Source organism: Thiopseudomonas denitrificans, assembly GCF_002866065.1.
GTDB lineage: Bacteria > Pseudomonadota > Gammaproteobacteria > Pseudomonadales > Pseudomonadaceae > Thiopseudomonas > Thiopseudomonas denitrificans.
Genome location: NZ_LNJZ01000008.1, coordinates 48,956 through 65,882, shown reverse-complemented (window position 1 = coordinate 65,882; position 16,927 = coordinate 48,956). Strand labels below are relative to the sequence as shown.

Sequence of the window (16,927 nt, the reverse complement as noted above, 5' to 3'; positions counted from 1 at the left end):
TTGCGGCAGTCCGGATTGCCTGTTTTGTTTGCCGTTTTGCCTTGCTGCCCGGCATGTAGGTGCGAATTTATTCGCACACGTGCCCCGTGGTCTGGCCAGACCGGGCTTTGTCCGGATAAATCCGGACCTACAGTAGAGCCGTGCATGGCCCGCGTAGGTGCGAATTTATTCGCACATATATCCACACACATATCCGCGCACATATCCGCACACATATCCACACATATCCGCGCACAGATTTGCACACATGATGGTGGCTCACCTGTGTTGTGCGAATAAATTCGCACCCACAGTGGCAGGTAACCTGCCATGCCGGTTTGTGGTTTTCCGGATGACGCCATAAAATGACTGCCCAACCAACCTGGAGGAGATAGCCCGGTGTCACAGCCACAATCAGCCAAGATCCTGCTGGCGGAAGACCTTGAGGAAGACCGTCGCCTGTTGGCAGATTTTCTGATGGACAAAGGCTATACCCTGTACCTGGCGATGGATGGCATCGAGGCCATCGAGATTGCGCGCAAGGTGCTGCCCGACCTGATCCTGATGGATGTGCACATGCCGCTGTGTGATGGCCACGCGGCGGTATTGCGCATGCGCTCGATTGCCGCGCTGGCAGAAACCCCGGTGATTTTCCTGACTGCCGCCGCGGAGCCCTGGCAACGGGTGGCCGGCTTGCAGATGGGCGCAGTGGACTACATTACCAAGCCCTATGACCTGGCCGAAGTGGCCTTGCGCCTTGATGTGCATCTGCAATACCTGCAAGCCAGCCGTGCGCTGCAGGGTTTGCAGCCGGTGCATGGGGGTTTGCCAGGGGAAACAGATGCCAGCCCGGAAAAGCTGCTGTTCCATACCGCGACCGCCAGCATGCAGGTGCGGATGGGCAGTGACCTGACGCTTGAGGATCTGGCACGGGACGTGGGTGTGAACCCCCGGCGGCTGAATGCCGTATTCCAGCAATACAGCCAGATGAGTGCAACTGGCTACTGGCGTACGCTGCGCCTGCAGCAGGCCGGCAGGCTGCTGCGCGGAACAGCACTGGAGGTGGCCGAGGTGGCGCGACAGGTGGGCTTTCGTACGCCGGCCGGCTTTGCCACGGCCTTCCGCGAGCATCACGGCATGACACCCAGCGATTACCGCAAACGGAGCGGCCTGTGAGAGGGCATGTATACCGGGCGCTGGCCAGCCGCACGCTGGCGGCCCATGATGAGTGTGTACGGCTCAGGCAGCAGCAGGACGAACAACGCGAGCAGGAGCAATTGCGCCTGCAGGAGCAGGTCGAGGCGCATTCACGCGAGCTGCAGGCGGCATTGGCGGAAATGGGTGATGCCATGCATGCCAAGAGTGACTTTCTGGCGCGGGTGAGTCACGACCTGCGTTCGCCGCTGACCAGCATTCTGGGTTATGCCCAGTTGATCAGCGAGCAGGAATCGCCGTCGGCCGCACGCAAGGCCGACATCATCAACAAGAGTGCCCGCCGCCTGCTCGATCTGGTCAATGATCTGGTCGATTATGCGGTCGGTATGCGCGAGAGCCACACGCTGCAGTTGCGGCCGGCTTATGTGCGCAGTTTTTTCAATTCGATTGCCGACGAGGCACGGCAGCTGGCGCAGGCCGGCAACAACAGTTTTGGCTACCTGATTGCGCCCGAGTTGCCGCCGCTGCTGCGTATTGACAGCCGCCGCTTGCATCAGGTGTTGCACAACCTGCTGGGCAACGCGTGCAAGTTCACCCGCAATGGCGAGGTACGGCTGGAGGTTGGCTATCGGCCCCTGGGCGGCAACGATGGCCTGCTGTTGCTGGCGGTGACTGATACCGGTTGCGGCATGGAACCGGCCATGCTGGAACGTGTTTTCGAGCCGTTTCGCCAGCTGGGTCGCCACTCGCAGGGCATCGGCCTTGGGCTGGCCATTGTCAAGCAGTGGCTGGACCAGATGCAGGGCCGGATCAATATCCGCACCGCACCGGGCAAGGGCACCCGGGTCGGGCTGGAGATACCTGTCACCAGTGTGCCCGAGCAGCTGCTGGTGCCGGAAGAGCTGGGCTTTGTACCGGCGCGCCATGCCGGCAGCCTGGGGCAGGGGCGCAGTATCTGGCTGGTCGAGGACTCCGCCCCGATCCGGGAGCTGCTCGAGCTTGAACTGGAAAATAACGGTTTTACCGTGCACGCCTTTGCCTGCGGCAATGAGGCCATGCTGGCGCTGCGCGACGTGACTTCTGCCGCACCGGACCTGGTCGTGACCGACTTTTACCTGCCCGGCCACAACGGGCTGCAACTGGCGGCGGTGTTGCGCCAGCGCTGGTCGCAGGTGCCGGTGATCCTGCTCAGTGCCGGCATGAGTGATGGCGTGCAGGAAGGCGACGGACTGTTTGATGCCGTGCTGCTCAAGAGTCTGGAGTGGAACGAGCTGGGTGAGGCGCTGGAAACAGTGATCCGGCGCTTGCTCTCGCCGGCCGGACAAGACGGAGACGGGCTCGCCGCTGCAAGTAGTGATGACACGCAGCATGTGCTGCATCCGGCCGAGCACCGTGCGCTGGCCGGCATGATGCAGGTTAACGCGGTCAGCGACATCATGCGCTGGGCGGATGTCATGCTGCGCGAGCAGCCGCACCGCTCCGCGTTTTATTTGCATGTCCGCAAATGTGCCCGTGAAGCCGATCTGGCCGCCCTGCGCGCACTGCTGTAGGTGCGGATTCATCCGCACTGAGAGGATCTCCCCCATTCACAATAATGGTGGAGCTGCGCGCACTGCTGTAGGTGCGGATTCATCCGCACGGGCACATTCCGGTTATCCATGGCGGAGCAACCTGCCCCCGATAGAAGGGCAAAGCTGCTAGAATGCATCCATTGACCTGCCGCTGGCAGGCACCTAACAACCCGGGAGGCTGACATGCAAGGCAAATCAAAGGTGGTGGACTGTCTGGTGACGTTGCTGCGTGGCGAACTGGCTGCGCGTGACCAGTATTTTCTGCATTCCAGAATGTATGAGGATTTTGGGCTGCTCAAGCTGTACGAGCGCATCAACCACGAGATGGAAGAGGAAACCCAGCACGCCGATGCCATCCTGCGCCGCATCCTGTTTCTGGAAGGCAGCCCTGACATGCGCCCGGAGGAAATCAAGCCGGGCACGGATGTTCCGTCGATGTTGCGCAGTGATCTGGCGGTGGAATACCAGGTGCAAAAAAACCTGGCTGACGCCATCGCCCTGTGCGAGCAGGAGCAGGACTACGTGACCCGCGACATGCTGCTGGCCCAGCAGAAGGACACCGAAGAAGATCACATGTACTGGCTGGAAAAACAGCTGGGCCTGATCGAGCGTATCGGCCTGCCCAACTACCTGCAGTCGCAGATCTAGTACCGGGTACAAGTTCTGGCTGACTTCCCGGGCGCAGGCGCAGGCGCAGGCCCGGGTCCACTATCCTGCGTGAAATTGCAGGACCTTCTTTCCTTTCCTTGATCATTCACCATGCAGGATCTAGCCCCGCAACCCCGCCATGACTTTTTCACCCGCCTGCTGCACTGGCTGATCGCAGTGCTGCTGGTGGCGGTGTTTGCCCTTGGCCTGTGGCTGGCCAGCCTGGGCCTGTTTGACAGCCGACAGGCCGGTGTTGGCTTGTGGCACAAGAGCCTGGGTGTACTGGTTGGTGTATTGATGCTGCTGCGACTGTTCTGGCGCTGGCGCCAGCCAGCCTTGCCGGCCATCGGTAGCCGGCTGGAGCAACGTCTGGCCCGGCTGGTGCAGGGTGGGCTGTATGTGCTGGTGTTGCTGGCAGCGTGCTCCGGCTATCTGCTGGCCACCGGTTCGGGTCGTGCCCTGGAGTGGTTTGGCGTGTTGCATGTGCCGGCCCTGTTTGCCCTTGGCTCCGGCACGCTGGATCTGGTTCGACAGGTGCACGAGGCTGCTGCATGGCTGCTGGTGGCACTGACCGTGCTGCATGTACTGGCTGTCTTCAAACACCAGCTGCTGGACCGCGACCCGCTGCTCCAGCGCATGTCGGGAAAGAAATGACAGGCACCGCCCCACTGTAGGTCCGGATTTATCCGGACAAAGCCCGGTCTGGCCGGGCCATGGGGCAAATGTGCGAATGAATTCGCACCTACAGAAGCCAGGCCATGGGGCACGTGGGCGAATGAATTCGCACCTACGCGGGCCATGTGCGGCTCTACTGTAGGTCCGGATTTACCCGGACAAAGCCCGGCCTGGCCGGGCCATGGGGCAGATGTGCGAATAAATTCGCACCTACAGAAGCCAGGCCATGGGGCACGTGTGCGAATGAATTCGCACCTACGCGGGCCATGCGCGGCTCTAATCTGTCCTGGCGGGACAGGCATCCAGCTGCCGGCACACTTCGGCAAACTCGCCAATATCCGCAAATTCACCGCAATCCTTGGCCGGCTTCTGGCTGTCCGGGGTTGCCACGCAACGCAGGTGGCCAATGCCGTAGCCGGCGGCGCTGCGCAATACTGCCAGGCTGTCATCAATGAACAGGGTACGCTGCGGCTCGAAAGCGAATTCTGCCTGTAAATGTTGCCAGAACTCCGGGCGCTCTTTGGGATAGCCATAGTCGTGCGAGCTGATGACGGCATTCAGCAACGGCTCCATGGCCACCTTTTCCAGTTTTATTTCCAGCGAATGGCGGTGTGCATTGGTGATCAGCGCCACCCGCTTGCCAGCGGCCTGCAAGGCTTGCAGAAATTCCAGTGCATGCGGGCGCGGGGCGATCAGGCCGGACTGCTTGCGCTTCATCTCGCGGATCGGCAGCTGCAGCTGTCGCGTCCAGAACTCCACGCAATACCATTCGAGCTGGCCGGTATGACGGTCCAGCAGTGGTATTACCTGTTCACGGGCAGCGGCTACGGTCAGGCCGTGCTGCCGCGCATAACACTGGTGCAGGTAGTCGAGCCAGAAATGATTGTCGAAGTGCAGATCAAGCAGGGTGCCATCCATGTCCAGCAGGACGGTATCGATGGCGGACCAGGGGAGTTCAGACATGCCGTGTTCAGGGGGTAATGGTTTCGCGTTATGATACCTGCAATTGCCCGATGGAGTTGAACATGCGCATCAAACCGGAAATTCTTGCCTGCGAAGAAGTGGCTCGTACCAATATCTTTCGTGTCGAGCAGCTGCAGCTGAGGTTCAGCAATGGCCAGGAGCGCACTTATGAACGCTTGCGCGGCAAGGCCGATGGCCATGGCGCGGTGATGGTGGTGGCGCTGACCACGGACTTGCAGGCGGTGCTGATCGAAGAATACTGCGCCGGCAGTGCCCGCCACGAATGGTCGCTGCCCAAGGGCCTGATTGATGCCGGCGAGACCCCGGAGCAGGCGGCCAACCGTGAACTGCAGGAAGAGGCCGGTTTTGCTGCCCGTTCGCTGGAGCATGTCTGCGAGTTGAGCCTGTCGCCCGGTTACATGAGTCAGCGTATCAATGTGGTACTGGCGCGTGAGCTGTATCCGTCGCGCTTGCCGGGTGACGAGCCGGAACCGATGGGCGTGCGTACTCATGATCTGAATGATTTGCTGGGGTTGCTGCGCGATCCGGATTTTTCCGAGGGCCGGGCGCTGGCGGCGCTGTATATCGTGCGCGATCTGCTGGCCGAGCGGGGTGAGCTGTGACCGGGCTGCAGCTGGATGCACTGTTGCTGCTGGTGCGGCAGGCGGGCGAGGCGACGCTGGAGTACTGGCGTGGCGAGCTGGATGTGCAGTGCAAGGGTGATGACTCACCGGTGACCGCTGCCGACTTTGCCGCCCATCGCATTCTGGCCGCTGGTCTGCCGCAGGTGCTGGATATTCCGGTGTTGTCGGAAGAGGCTTGCGACATTGCACTGGACGAGCGTCGCAGCTGGCAACGCTGGTGGCTGGTCGATCCGCTGGATGGCACCAGGGAGTTTGTTGCCGGCAGTGCGGAGTACACGGTGAATGTGGCACTGATCGAACAGGGGCGGGCGGTGTTCGGTGTGGTCGGCGTGCCGGCTGCCGGGCAGGTCTATTATGGCGGGTGCGGGCAGGGTGCGGCTGTGCTTGAGTCAGGCCGGCAGCAAGAGATTCGTGTGTCTGCCGTGCAGCAGCCCTTGCGGGTGGCCGGCAGTCGCAGTCATGGCAGTGCGCAACAGGAGCAGTTCATGGAGCGTTTGCAGCAGCAGGTAGCGCTGGAACGCATCAGTGCCGGCAGCTCGCTCAAGTTTTGCTGGCTGGCTGCAGGGCGGATCGATCTGTACCCGCGCCTTTCGCCGACTTCCCAGTGGGATACAGCTGCTGCCCAGGCTGTGGTGGAAGGTGCCGGCGGGCTGGTGCTGGACTGGCAGGGCAATCCTCTGACGTATGAGGCGCGGGACAGTTACCTGAATCCGTTTTTTGTTGCCCTGCCGGATGACTCTGCGTTACGTGGTCGTGTTCTCGCAGCCGCTCCTTGAGTTTACGGCTTTCTTTCAGGGGCCGGCCGCTCAAGCAGGGTGTCGCTTTATGCGGGGCTTGCCACGGGGGCAATGGCGCAGCTCCATACCCGACCATGGTCTCAAAGCCGGAAACATAAAAACCAAGCACACTAAGCAAAACAAAAAACCGGTTCCAAACGGCCAATGAATAACAATAAATCGCCTGACCTGCTCAAGGTCATTCTTGCGGGCGCCCTGGTGCTGTTGGTTGTCCACACACTGGGGCGCTTTATTTATACCCCCCTGTTGCCCCTGCTGATCCAGGATGGCGTACTGACCGTCAAGCAGGGAGCCGATGTTGCCAGCTGGAACTATCTGGGTTATCTGACCGGGGCCGTTCTGGCCATGCGCTGGCACCGTATCGAGCAAATCCGTTCGGTCTTGCCCTGGGCGCTGGGCATCAACGTCGTTTGCACCCTGTTGCAAACCCAGACCGAAAGTTTTGAACTCCTGTCCTTTCTGCGCCTGATCAATGGCATCAGTAACGGTATCGTCTTCGTCCAGGCCCCGGCACTGATTCTGGAATGGCTGGCCCGTCATGGCCGCGCCAGTGCCAGCGGGCTGGTCTATCTGGGGGTGGGCGCGGGGCTGATCGTTTCCAGCGGGCTGGTCAGCCTGCCTGCCGACCTGCTGGACGGTGCGCAGCGCTGGTGGCCGGCGTTCCTGCTGAGTGTGCCTTTGGCAGTATGGGGCTGGCGGCAGCTGGCACAGCTGGATGTACCCTCGCCGGTACAGATCGACAAATCGGGTGCGCCACCCAGCACCCGGTTGCTGGACCGCGACAGCACACCGCTGTTTTTATCCTATGCGGGTGCCGGCATGGGTTATATCCTGCCGATGACTTTTTTGCCGACCCTGGTTTCGCAGCTGGATGACATGCCGGATTTCCTGGTGGGCGGCAGCTGGCTGGTGGTGGCGCTGGCGACCTTGCCGGCACCCTGGATCTGGAACAAGGCCGGCTCTCTGCTGGGCGACAGTCTGGCGCTGCGGCTCAACTATGCGCTGCAGCTGATGGGAGTGCTGTTTGTCTTGTTGCTGCCGGGCCCGTTTGGCGTGTTGATGTGCGCCCTGTTGGTGGGCGGTACCTTCCTGGGCACGGTACTGTTGTCACAACGGTTGGCGCGTACGTTGCACCCGCATCAGGGGCCGCGCCTGTCGGCAGCGCTGGTGGCCCTGTATAGCGTATTCCAGCTGGGCGGCCCGTGGCTGACCAAGCAGTGGCTGAACAGTGGCGGCACCTTGCAGGGAGCTTTCTGGCTGGGGGCGGGGGCCTTGATTTGGGGGTTGTTCTGGGCGCTCTGGGTACCAAACAGGCAGGCGTCATGATGGCCTTTGCCGCCGGTAAACTACCAGCTGCTGCCGGGCTGATCCAGCAGAACGGAAAAAACACCTCGTCAGGATCAAGTTTTCTGTTAAATCAGGGGTATGGCCTGCCACTGGCAGTTGATCTGGGATAAAATTTGCGGCCTGAATTAATAATGTCTCTTGCGTTTGTTGTGGGCATCTGAACGGTCGCAGGCGGGACATTTCCGAAGGAATGTCCATGATTCACCGGCAGTGCTCTGTGCCTCCAGTACAGGCCGGAGCATGCAGGACTGATGTGCTGCTTCCCCCCAACAAGCTGAATGATAAGCGGATGGTTATCTCAAATGACTGAAGAAATAGAATTTGATTTTGAGCAGCTGCGTAAAAATGCTGCCGGAGCAGGGCAGCTGCTCAAGGCACTGGGTAACCCTGACCGTTTGCTGTTGCTGTGTCAGCTGGTAGAGGGTGAAATGAATGTGGGTGAGCTGGAGCGCCGGCTGGGCATTGTCCAGCCGACGTTGTCACAACAGCTGGGCGTGCTGCGCCGTGAGGGACTGGTTGATACCCGGCGTGACGGCCGCCAGATCTACTACAGCATCAGCAGCCCGCAGGCCATGGCCATCATTGAAACCCTGCATGGTCTGTATTGTGCCGGCCAGGCGTGAGGATGTTCCATCTGAAACATTCTGTTTATTTATAATCAATTTCTTTACATTCTGTCGTTTGTCTGCCTAGAATGCCTTGTGCATTGACAGAGGAGGTAGGCGACAATGAAAGCAAACATGGCGTCCTGGGACCGTGCCGCCCGGGTGGTTGTCGGGCTGATCCTGATCGCTCTGACCCTGACAGGCTACATCGGGTTGTGGGGCTGGATTGGTGTGGTGCCGGTGGTGACAGGGCTGGTGGGTAATTGCCCGTTGTATTCGGTGCTGGGTATCAGCACGTGCAAAAGCTGCAAGTCCGGCCAGTAGACAGTTAACTGTCAAAGCACCCGCAAGGGTGCTTTGACATGTCAGGGCCGCCCCGTTTGGCAGAGTGTGTACTGCAGCCGGCCTATGCGCCGGCTTTTCTTTGCCTGACGAAAAAAAATCTGTATCTTGGTGCAGATCCTTTTCTGCTCAGGAAACCCGTTGTGGAACGTTTTAGATACCTTGCCCCGGGGCTGGCGGTAGCCGCCCAGTTGCAGCCGTCCGATATGGCCCTGGCTGCTGCAGCCGGCTTCACCCGTGTTGTCAACAACCGTCCGGATGGAGAGGAAGCAGGGCAGCCGAATGGTGACAGCATGCGCCAGGCCGCCGAGGCGGCGGGGCTGGAATACCACTATCTGCCGGTGTTGTCCGGCAGCCTGACGGATGCCAATGTGACGGAGTTTGCGCAGCTGGCACAAACCTTTGACAGCCCGGTGCTGCTGTATTGCCGTTCGGGCACCCGTTGTGCTCATTTGTGGGCGCTGCAACAGGCACAGGCCGGTGCGCAGACGCTGGAGCAGATTGTTGCCGCAGCCGCGACGGCCGGCTATGACTTGCAGGGTTTGCTGCCGCGCATGCGCGAGCAGTAAGCATGCGGCGGTTCCGCCGCCTGCTTTCGCTGCATGCATAGGCTGATTCAATTAACCGGGTATGAAATACCTATTATCAGGATATCTTTCTTTCCGCTAATGTGGCCCCGGCTTGATCAGGGTCAATTGGTTCATGTCCCGGATCAAGCAAGGTATAGCCATCAAGCCTATAGACTAAAGAAGGGTCACCTTTATGAAAAAACTAACCGTGTTGGCGTTGAGCATCAGTTTTAGCGCTGCCGCCATGGCAGCCCCGAGGAACGAGCCGATCCAGCCGATCGAGCCGGCGCCTGTAACCGACCAGGCCAAGGTTGAGCTGGGCAAGCAGCTGTTCTTCGACCCGCGTTTGTCCAAATCGGGTTTCATTTCCTGTAACTCCTGTCACAACCTGAGCATGGGTGGCAGCGACAACCTGCCGACCTCCATTGGTCACAACTGGCAGGAAGGCCCGATCAACTCGCCAACCGTACTGAACTCCAGCCTGAACCTGGCACAGTTCTGGGACGGCCGTGCCGGTGACCTGCAGGAGCAGGCCGGTGGCCCGATCGAGAACCCGATGGAGATGGGCTTCACCCACGACCTGGCGGTCGGCGTAATTGCTTCCATCCCGCAGTATGTCGAGTCAATCAAGAGTGTCTACAAGGTGGATAAGGTTTCCATCAACGAGATCACCGATGCGATTGCCGAGTTCGAGAAGACCCTGGTCACCCCGAATGCACGCTTTGACAAGTGGCTCAAAGGTGATGACAAGGCCATTACTGCTTACGAACTGGAAGGCTACGAGCTGTTCAAGAGCGTTGGCTGTACTGCCTGCCACAACGGTGTGAACATTGGCGGCAACTCTTTCCAGAAGATGGGCCTGTACGAGGAGTACGTGACCAACAACCCTGCCGAGGGTGTGGCCGGCCTGAGCGGCGAAGATGCTGACCGCTTCAAGTTCAAGGTACCAACCCTGCGCAACGTGGAACTGACCTACCCCTACTTCCACGATGGTGCCTACTGGAAGCTGGAAGAGGCGGTTGACGTGATGGCGCGTCTGCAACTGGGTCGCAAGCTCGAGAAGGATGAGATCGGCAAGATCACTGCCTTCCTGAAGACCCTGACTGGCGAGCAGCCCAGCTTCCAGCTGCCCATGCTGCCACCGTCCAACAACAACACGCCGATTCCCGTGCCTTTCGCCAAGAAGTGATCCGGATCTGGTGTTGAAAGAGCCGGGCCTGCGACAGCAGGTCCGGTTTTTTTATGCCTGGCATACTGCAAGTTTGCCGGGGATCTCGGCATGGCATTCTGCCTGCCCGGATCTGGCGTCAGCCGGTTGTCGACGCGAGCAGGACTTCTTCAGGGGGCGGGGCTGTCAGCCAGCAGGGTGGCAAAATCCGCTGCCGGCATGGGTTTGCCGTACAGGTAGCCCTGTAGCAGTATGCCGGGATACTGCTGCAGGAAGTCGGCCTGCTCGCGGGTCTCGACCCCTTCGGCCTGGATGACCAGGTCAAAGCTGTCGGAGAGGTAGGCAATGGCACGAATGATGGCCAGGTCTCCGGCATCATGGGGCAGGTTCTGTACAAAGGTGCGGTCGATCTTGAACTTGTCGACCGGCAGGTGCTTGAGCCGGCTCAGCGAGGAGTAGCCGGTACCGAAGTCGTCAATGGCTAGACGTACGCCGGTGTTGCGCAGTTCGTGCAGCAGCGCGGTGGACTGTGACGGATCTTGCATGATTGAGCTTTCGGTGATTTCCAGCTCCAGGTAGTGGCTGGGCAGGCCGCTGTCCAGCAGGGCTTTCTGCAGGCTGGAGGTGAGGAAGTCGCCGCGGTCGAACAGCCGGCTGGAAATGTTGACCGACATGAAGCTCAGCGCCAGCCCCTGTTGCAGCCATTGTTGCGCCTGATGGCAGGCGTGGTACATCACCCAGTTGTCGATGGTGCTGATCAGTCCGGCATCTTCGGCAATGGTGATGAAATCTGCCGGCATCATCATGCCATGCAGGGGATGTTGCCAGCGCACCAGCGCTTCGCAGCCGATGATGCGCTGGTCGTTCAGCGAGTAAACCGGCTGGTAATGGACTTCAAGCTGGTTTTCATCAATGGCGGTACGCAGCTCGTTGGCGATGTACAGCTTCCTGGCTGCGGCCTCGGTGAGGATGCTGTCATAGAAGGCGTAGCTGCCGCGTTCGCTGTCCTTGGCTTTGGACAGGGCCGTTTCTGCATAGCGGAATACTTCCTCGGCAGAGCGCCCGACTGTCGGGTACAGGCAGATCCCGATGCTGGTCGTCATGAAGATGTCCTGTCCGTCTATGCAGAAAGGTCGTCTGAACAGCGCAAGGATTTTTTCCGCCATGTTGGCGGCCTGTATGCTGTCATTGCAGCTGTCACAGACCATGGCAAACTCGTCGCCGCCAAAACGGCTCAGGCTGTCCTGCGGATCGGCGGTCTGCTGGATGCGGGCAACAATCTGCCTCAGCAGTTCGTCACCTTTGGCATGGCCGAGGCTTTCGTTGACGATCTTGAAGTGGTCAAGGTCGATGACCAGCAAGGCTGCCTGTGTTTTGTACTTGATGGCGCGCTGCAATGACAGCTTCAGGTACTCATGCAGCAGGATGCGGTTGGGCAGGCTGGTGAGGGGGTCGTAATGGGCCAGAAAGCTGAGCTCGGATTGTGAGTTCTTCAGCAGCGAAATATCGGAAAATACCGCTACCCGGTGAGTGATCAGGCCGTGTTCGTCACGCAGCTGGGTAATGGTTTGCAGCTGGGGCAGTACCTCGCCGTTTTTGCGCCGGTTCCAGATTTCGCCGGTCCAGCTGTCGGTGCTGTCCAGCGAGCGCCACATCTCCGCGTAGAATTCCTTGCTGTGGCGGCCAGATTGCAGGAGCCGGGGGCTGTTGCCCACCATTTCGGCGTAGGAGAAACCTGTGATGTCACTGAAAGCACGGTTGACGAAGACCACGATGTTGTTGGCATCGGAGATCAGCACGCCTTCATGGGTGCTGTCGAACACGACGTTGGCCAGGCGCAGGCGCTCGTTGTTGTCGCGCTCCTGGCTGATGTCGGCAGCAATGCCGATGAAACGAACCAGTTCGTTATTTTCGGTGAACAGGCGGCCACGCGAGTGGATCCAGCGGTAGCCGCCGTTTTTGTGGCGCATGCGGTAGGTGTTTTCGTAGGTGCTGTCCTTGCCTTCGGTGAAGAGCCTGGTGATGCGACGCTGTACGTGCTCGCGCTCGTCCGGGTGCAGCAGTTGCCGCCAGCCTTGCTGGTCGCGGGCGAACTCCTTTTCCTCGTAGCCCAGCATCGCGCAGTAGGGCTTGGAAAAGTGGATGCTGGTGCTATTGTTGGCAAGCTGCCACTCCCACATGCATTCGCCTGCCGAGTCCAGGGCCAGCTGCAGTTGCTGCTTGTCATTGAGCGCGTGGTCGTTTTTGCTGCCTTGCTGCAGGCTGTGCTGCAGAACATGGAAGGCTGCCGTGCAGACGAGCACGATCGCAGCCAGCAGGATGCTGATCAGCCCTGCCGGAAGATTGGTGCCAAGCACTAGCCAGGCGCAGCCTGCAACGCAGACCGCAGATACCAGCAGGTGGACCGCGCTGGTTTTAAGCAAGGAGTCTTGAGTCATGGTGTGGGTACCACAGCATCAGCGGTAATGCAGCACAGCTGGCGGCTATGCGGTGGGCAACTGACCAGGGTCATGTCGGAATACAATTATACGTTGCGGGGACTTGTGGCTCAATGAGACCGCAGTCAGAAAATGACTTGCCGGGCAGCGGAGTAGGCTGCAGTGCTGCTGTCTCTGGCTGGCCGTTAACTGCCAGGGAGCATGACTATCCCTGTTTCCCTGGCCGGGGCCATGAATCAAGGCGTTTGGTCAAGCATGCCTGAATAAAAAAGCCCCAAGTATCAGATACTTGGGGCTATATATGGTGCCCGGAGACAGAATCGAACTGCCGACACGGGGATTTTCAATCCCCTGCTCTACCGACTGAGCTATCCGGGCAACGGGCGCTATTAAAAGGCTTTTGCCGGCCAATGTCAAGCATCGGTCGGCAAATAACACTATTCACTGGGAGGGACATAGCCTTCGGCTTGCTCGAACTCCTCGCCGGCAAAATATTTGTCCATTTCGCCCATCAGGTATTTGCGATCCTTGGCGTCCATCATGTTCAGGTGACGCTCGTTGATGATCATGGTCTGGTGGTGCTGCCACTCGTCCCAGGCCTTTTGCGAGATGTTCTGGAAGATGTCTTCGCCACGGGCGCCGGGGAAGGGTGGCTTGGCCAGGCCGGGCAGTTCTTCTTTGTGCAGGCGGCACATCACGGTACGGCTCATTGGATACTCCTTGACTGGGTCTGGCTGCGCAAAAGTTTCTTTACGGGGGCGGCCAGGCCGATGGATGGGGGATGCTCCCTGTTATACCAAACCTGTGGCGTGGTCGTCATCTCTGCCACGCCGGCAACCTGTGTGTGAACAAGCCAGGGCTGGATGTGCAGGCGGAAATGACTGAAGGTGTGGCTCAGGACGGGAAGGCTGATGCGGGCAATTTCGGTCAGTTGCAGGCTGTGCAGCAATGCTGGCAGCTGATCGGGACTGTCCCGCTCGGGCAGGCTGTAGAGGCCGCCCCAGAGCCCTTGTGAGGGACGCTGTTGCAGCAGGATTTCGCCGTTGGGGTTTTCCAGCAAAAACATGCAGGTGTGCTGTTCGGGTAGAACCTTTTTGGGTCGTGGTACCGGCAGCTGGTTTTGCAGGCCGAGCAGCCGTGCCTGGCAGCCGCTCTGCAGCGGGCAGTTGTCACAGTCCGGTTTGCTGCGGGTGCACAGGGTTGCGCCCAGGTCCATCATTGCCTGGGTATAGGCGCCGGCCAGTGCCGCCGGCGGGGTCAACCGTTCGGCCAGCTCCCAGAGCTGGCGGGTGGCGGCGCTGGTGCCGGGATGCTCTTGCAGGGCCGAGTAACGGGCCAGTACCCGTTTGACGTTACCGTCCAGAATGGGTGCGCGCAGGCCCATGCCCAGACTGGCGATGGCACCGGCGGTGCTGCGGCCGATGCCGGGCAGGCTGGCCAGCTCGTCTACCGTGCGCGGAAACTCGCCGTCATGCCGGCTGACCAGCAGCTGTGCGGTTTTATGCAGATTGCGGGCACGACTGTAGTAACCCAGCCCGGTCCACAGGTGCAGCACTGCGTCCTGTTCGGCTGCAGCCAGACTGTGCAAATCAGGAAAGCGCTGCATGAAGCGTTCAAAGTAGCCCAGCACGGTAGTGACCTGGGTCTGTTGCAGCATGATCTCGGAAATCCAGACCCGGTACGGGCTGACATCCTGTTGCCAGGGCAGGTCCTTGCGGCCGTGCCGGGCGGCCCAGGCCAGCACAGCGGAGGAAAACTCCGGGCCGGTCACTTGCGGAATAGCCCTTTGAGGGCATCCTTGAGGTCGGGGCTAACCTTGTCCTTGAGTTTTTCCTCGATTTTCTCGGTCAGCTTGTCGCCGGCCAGGCGGGTGGCAACCTTGCCCAGTCCGTCTTGGTCGATACGACAGTTCTGCCCGGCATCGGCCAGCGGGCCACGGCAGTGTACCGGCCACTCAATACCGACGTAGCGCTGGTTGATGGTGCAGGCCGGGTCCGGCATGGGGCGGGTGTCGCCTTGCAGGATAATGTCCAGGCGGTGGTCCATGCCCATGTGATTCAGGTCCAGCTGACCTTTGCCCTTGATCTGCAGGCCGGGAATGGCGATGCGCAGGTCGGGGGTGTTGACGCTGCCCTTGCTCAGACTGGCGCTGGTCTTCAGCTGGTTGAAGGGTGTGCTGGTGCGGCTGTAGTCCTGGCTGAGGGATTTGCGGTTGAGGGTGGCAATGGCCAGGCACAGCTGCTGTTCCAGGTTGGAGTCGGGCAGGGTGCCGTCAATGATCTCAAGGTTGGCCTTGCCGTCCAGCTGGCTGATCCACTGGCGCTGGCTGTTGCCGCTGGTGGCGAGCTGGCTGTCCAGCTTCAGCTTGCCGGTGACCGGGGCTTCCTCGCCCAGTGCGGCCATGACTTTGTCGATCGGCAGCTGGTCGATGGTGCTGTGCAGGCGGAGCCGGGCCGGTGCTGCCTTGCTGTCCAGACTGCCGCTGAAGGTCAGGCCGCCACCATAAAGGCTGGCCGTGAACTGTTTGAGGTTGATATTGCCATTGCGGGCCTGCAGGCTGAGGCGGGTGTTGTCCAGCGGCAGCTTTTCTGCGGTGAGCCGGTCGAGCTGCAGCTCAAGGTCCAGATTGAGGTCTGATAGGGTGTCGAGGGGCAGCAGGGGGCTGTCATCCCAGGGGTTGTCTCGGGGTGTTGCGGGAGGCGTGTCCGCGCCGGTACCTGTGCTTTTTGCGGCCCGCACCGGCTTGTCGGCCGGGGTTGCGGGCGGCAGGTAGTCGTCCAGGCTGAGCTGGTCACCGTTCAGCCGGACCAGCATGATGCCCTGTTCCAGGTTGCTGATGCCCAGCTCGCCAGTGAAGCTGCTGTCATCCAGGCGCAGGCTGGCATTGTTGAGCAGCAGGCTGTTGCTGCTGCCCTGCAGGTCGGTGGTCAGCTCGAAGTGGCCCAGTGCCGATTTTTTCTGCATCTTGGGCAGTTCCAGGCCGATACCGGGCAGGAATTCGCGCAGGCTGAACGCGGCCAGTGACAGCTGGCCGCTGATGGCGGGGTCGCTGCTCAGCTGGCTGACTTGCAGTTCGCCCATGCCCTTGAGCTGATTGATGGAAAGCCTGAGCTGCTGCCATTCCAGTTGTTGCTGTTGCAGGTCGAGTTGCACATTGCCGGTAGCGGAAATGTTGGCGGATTTGTTGTTCAGGGGTTCGCCGGCCAGCTCTCCGGCCAGCTTCAGGTTGTCCAGCCGATATTGCCGGGTGCTGTGGTCCATCCATGCGCTGGTGGACATTTCCATGCGGGCTCGCAGCAGGGGCGCGTCGCTGGCCAGAAAGCCGGACAGCTTGACCGGAATGTTCCGGCGCTCGCCGATGGCACCGGCGCTGATCTGTACGTTTTCCAGGGTGATGCGCCGGTTGCCCTGCTCGTCACGATAGTCGAGGCGTGCGCTGTTGACGATCAGGCTGTCGATTTCCAGTTTGATACTGGTCGGCGGGGTAACGGGTTCTTGCGGGGCGTCGGCCGCAGTGGCCGGGCTGGCGGGCGTGCCGGCTTCGGCATCGGAGGTTTCCCAGTTGCTGTCGCCTTTGGCATTGCGCACCAGCTGCAGGTCAAGCCCTTCAATGCGGATGTCGCTCATGCGGATCTCTTTGCGCAGCAGCGGCATCACTTTTACCGACAGCGCCAGCAGGCGCACGTTGGCAAAGGGTTGTTCGTGCATGTCCAGGCGGGCCAGGCGGGTGTCGTTAAGCTCCAGCCCCAGCCAGGGGAACAGGCTCCAGCCGATATCGCCGTCAATTTGCAGGTCATAGCCGGTTTTGTCCTGCACCAGGGAGCGGATTTCGTCTTTGTAATCATTGGGATCAATCAGGTGGGTGAGGGCGAAGCCTGCGCCCACAATCAGGATCAGCAGGCCCACAATCACAAGGCCCAGCAGTTTGCTCAATGATTTCATGACCCGGATTTCCTCAGGATTGGCATATATGCATAGTGTAGCAGAGTGCTTTTGTTTGCAGTGGATGGTGGTTTTTGCGGCCTC

General features: G+C 60.3%; 17 protein-coding genes and 1 tRNA gene. 12 read left to right on the top strand and 6 right to left on the bottom strand.

The genetic code is table 11. From position 1 onward, the window contains the following. Positions 1-378 precede the first annotated feature (378 nt). From AR306_RS08015 to AR306_RS08000, 4 genes are all read left to right on the top strand, one after another. On the top strand, positions 379-1,155 hold the full coding sequence (locus AR306_RS08015) for a response regulator transcription factor (RefSeq protein ID WP_101497058.1): 777 nt from the start codon (positions 379-381) through the stop codon (positions 1,153-1,155). After that, positions 1,152-2,684: an ATP-binding response regulator gene (locus AR306_RS08010; protein WP_101497057.1), complete on the top strand. Its 1,533-nt coding sequence runs from the start codon at positions 1,152-1,154 to the stop codon at positions 2,682-2,684. Before AR306_RS08015 ends, AR306_RS08010 begins: the two co-directional genes overlap by 4 nt. Before the next feature lie 204 nt (positions 2,685-2,888). Beyond that, positions 2,889-3,353 carry a bacterioferritin gene (gene bfr / locus AR306_RS08005; protein WP_101497056.1) on the top strand — a complete coding sequence of 155 codons (465 nt, stop codon included), beginning with the start codon at positions 2,889-2,891 and terminating at the stop codon, positions 3,351-3,353. Between the two features lie 111 nt (positions 3,354-3,464). Beyond that, complete coding sequence (locus tag AR306_RS08000; protein ID WP_101497055.1) at positions 3,465-4,007, top strand: cytochrome b; 543 nt, start codon at positions 3,465-3,467, stop codon at positions 4,005-4,007. A gap of 297 nt (positions 4,008-4,304) precedes the next feature. On the opposite strand, the gene yrfG is transcribed toward AR306_RS08000, so the two are convergent. Beyond that, on the bottom strand, positions 4,305-4,991 hold the full coding sequence (yrfG, locus tag AR306_RS07995; RefSeq protein WP_101497054.1) for a GMP/IMP nucleotidase: 687 nt from the start codon (positions 4,989-4,991) through the stop codon (positions 4,305-4,307). Positions 4,992-5,053: 62 nt separating this feature from the next. Between yrfG and nudE the strand changes: the two genes are divergently transcribed. The 8 genes from nudE (at position 5,054) to AR306_RS07960 (ending at position 10,484) form a co-directional block, all read left to right on the top strand. Further along, positions 5,054-5,614 carry an ADP compounds hydrolase NudE gene (gene nudE, locus AR306_RS07990; RefSeq protein ID WP_101497053.1) on the top strand — a complete coding sequence of 187 codons (561 nt, stop codon included), beginning with the start codon at positions 5,054-5,056 and terminating at the stop codon, positions 5,612-5,614. Continuing rightward, positions 5,611-6,411: a 3'(2'),5'-bisphosphate nucleotidase CysQ gene (cysQ, locus tag AR306_RS07985; protein ID WP_101497052.1), complete on the top strand. Its 801-nt coding sequence runs from the start codon at positions 5,611-5,613 to the stop codon at positions 6,409-6,411. Before nudE ends, cysQ begins: the two co-directional genes overlap by 4 nt. A gap of 165 nt (positions 6,412-6,576) precedes the next feature. Then, entirely contained in the window at positions 6,577-7,758 is a 1,182-nt protein-coding gene (locus AR306_RS07980; protein ID WP_101497051.1) for a YbfB/YjiJ family MFS transporter, read from the top strand. Continuing rightward, entirely contained in the window at positions 7,755-7,889 is a 135-nt protein-coding gene (locus AR306_RS13635; protein ID WP_276307459.1) for a hypothetical protein, read from the top strand. The genes AR306_RS07980 and AR306_RS13635 overlap by 4 nt, the downstream gene beginning before the upstream one ends. Before the next feature lie 192 nt (positions 7,890-8,081). Continuing rightward, positions 8,082-8,402, top strand: a complete 321-nt coding sequence (locus AR306_RS07975; protein WP_101497050.1) for an ArsR/SmtB family transcription factor — start codon at positions 8,082-8,084, stop codon at positions 8,400-8,402. Positions 8,403-8,507: 105 nt separating this feature from the next. Then, positions 8,508-8,708: a YgaP family membrane protein gene (locus AR306_RS07970; protein ID WP_101497049.1), complete on the top strand. Its 201-nt coding sequence runs from the start codon at positions 8,508-8,510 to the stop codon at positions 8,706-8,708. 161 nt (positions 8,709-8,869) lie between these two features. Next, complete coding sequence (locus AR306_RS07965; RefSeq protein WP_206167985.1) at positions 8,870-9,295, top strand: TIGR01244 family sulfur transferase; 426 nt, start codon at positions 8,870-8,872, stop codon at positions 9,293-9,295. A 193-nt stretch (positions 9,296-9,488) separates the two neighbouring features. Beyond that, on the top strand, positions 9,489-10,484 hold the full coding sequence (locus AR306_RS07960; protein WP_101497047.1) for a cytochrome-c peroxidase: 996 nt from the start codon (positions 9,489-9,491) through the stop codon (positions 10,482-10,484). Between the two features lie 149 nt (positions 10,485-10,633). Here the strand turns inward: AR306_RS07960 and AR306_RS07955 are convergent, their stop codons facing one another. From AR306_RS07955 to AR306_RS07935, 5 genes are all read right to left on the bottom strand, one after another. Continuing rightward, the gene (locus tag AR306_RS07955; protein WP_101497046.1) at positions 10,634-12,901 is read right to left on the bottom strand and encodes a putative bifunctional diguanylate cyclase/phosphodiesterase; all 2,268 of its coding nucleotides are present in this window, start codon (positions 12,899-12,901) and stop codon (positions 10,634-10,636) included. A 302-nt stretch (positions 12,902-13,203) separates the two neighbouring features. Then, positions 13,204-13,279, bottom strand: a tRNA-Phe gene (locus AR306_RS07950). A gap of 59 nt (positions 13,280-13,338) precedes the next feature. After that, positions 13,339-13,611: an oxidative damage protection protein gene (locus AR306_RS07945; RefSeq protein ID WP_101497045.1), complete on the bottom strand. Its 273-nt coding sequence runs from the start codon at positions 13,609-13,611 to the stop codon at positions 13,339-13,341. Further along, positions 13,608-14,672 (bottom strand): A/G-specific adenine glycosylase, encoded by a 1,065-nt coding sequence (gene mutY, locus AR306_RS07940; RefSeq protein WP_101497044.1) that lies wholly within the window; start codon positions 14,670-14,672, stop codon positions 13,608-13,610. The genes AR306_RS07945 and mutY overlap by 4 nt, the downstream gene beginning before the upstream one ends. Next, entirely contained in the window at positions 14,669-16,843 is a 2,175-nt protein-coding gene (locus AR306_RS07935) for an AsmA family protein (protein ID WP_101497043.1), read from the bottom strand. Before AR306_RS07935 ends, mutY begins: the two co-directional genes overlap by 4 nt. Between the last annotated feature and the right edge of the window lie 84 nt (positions 16,844-16,927).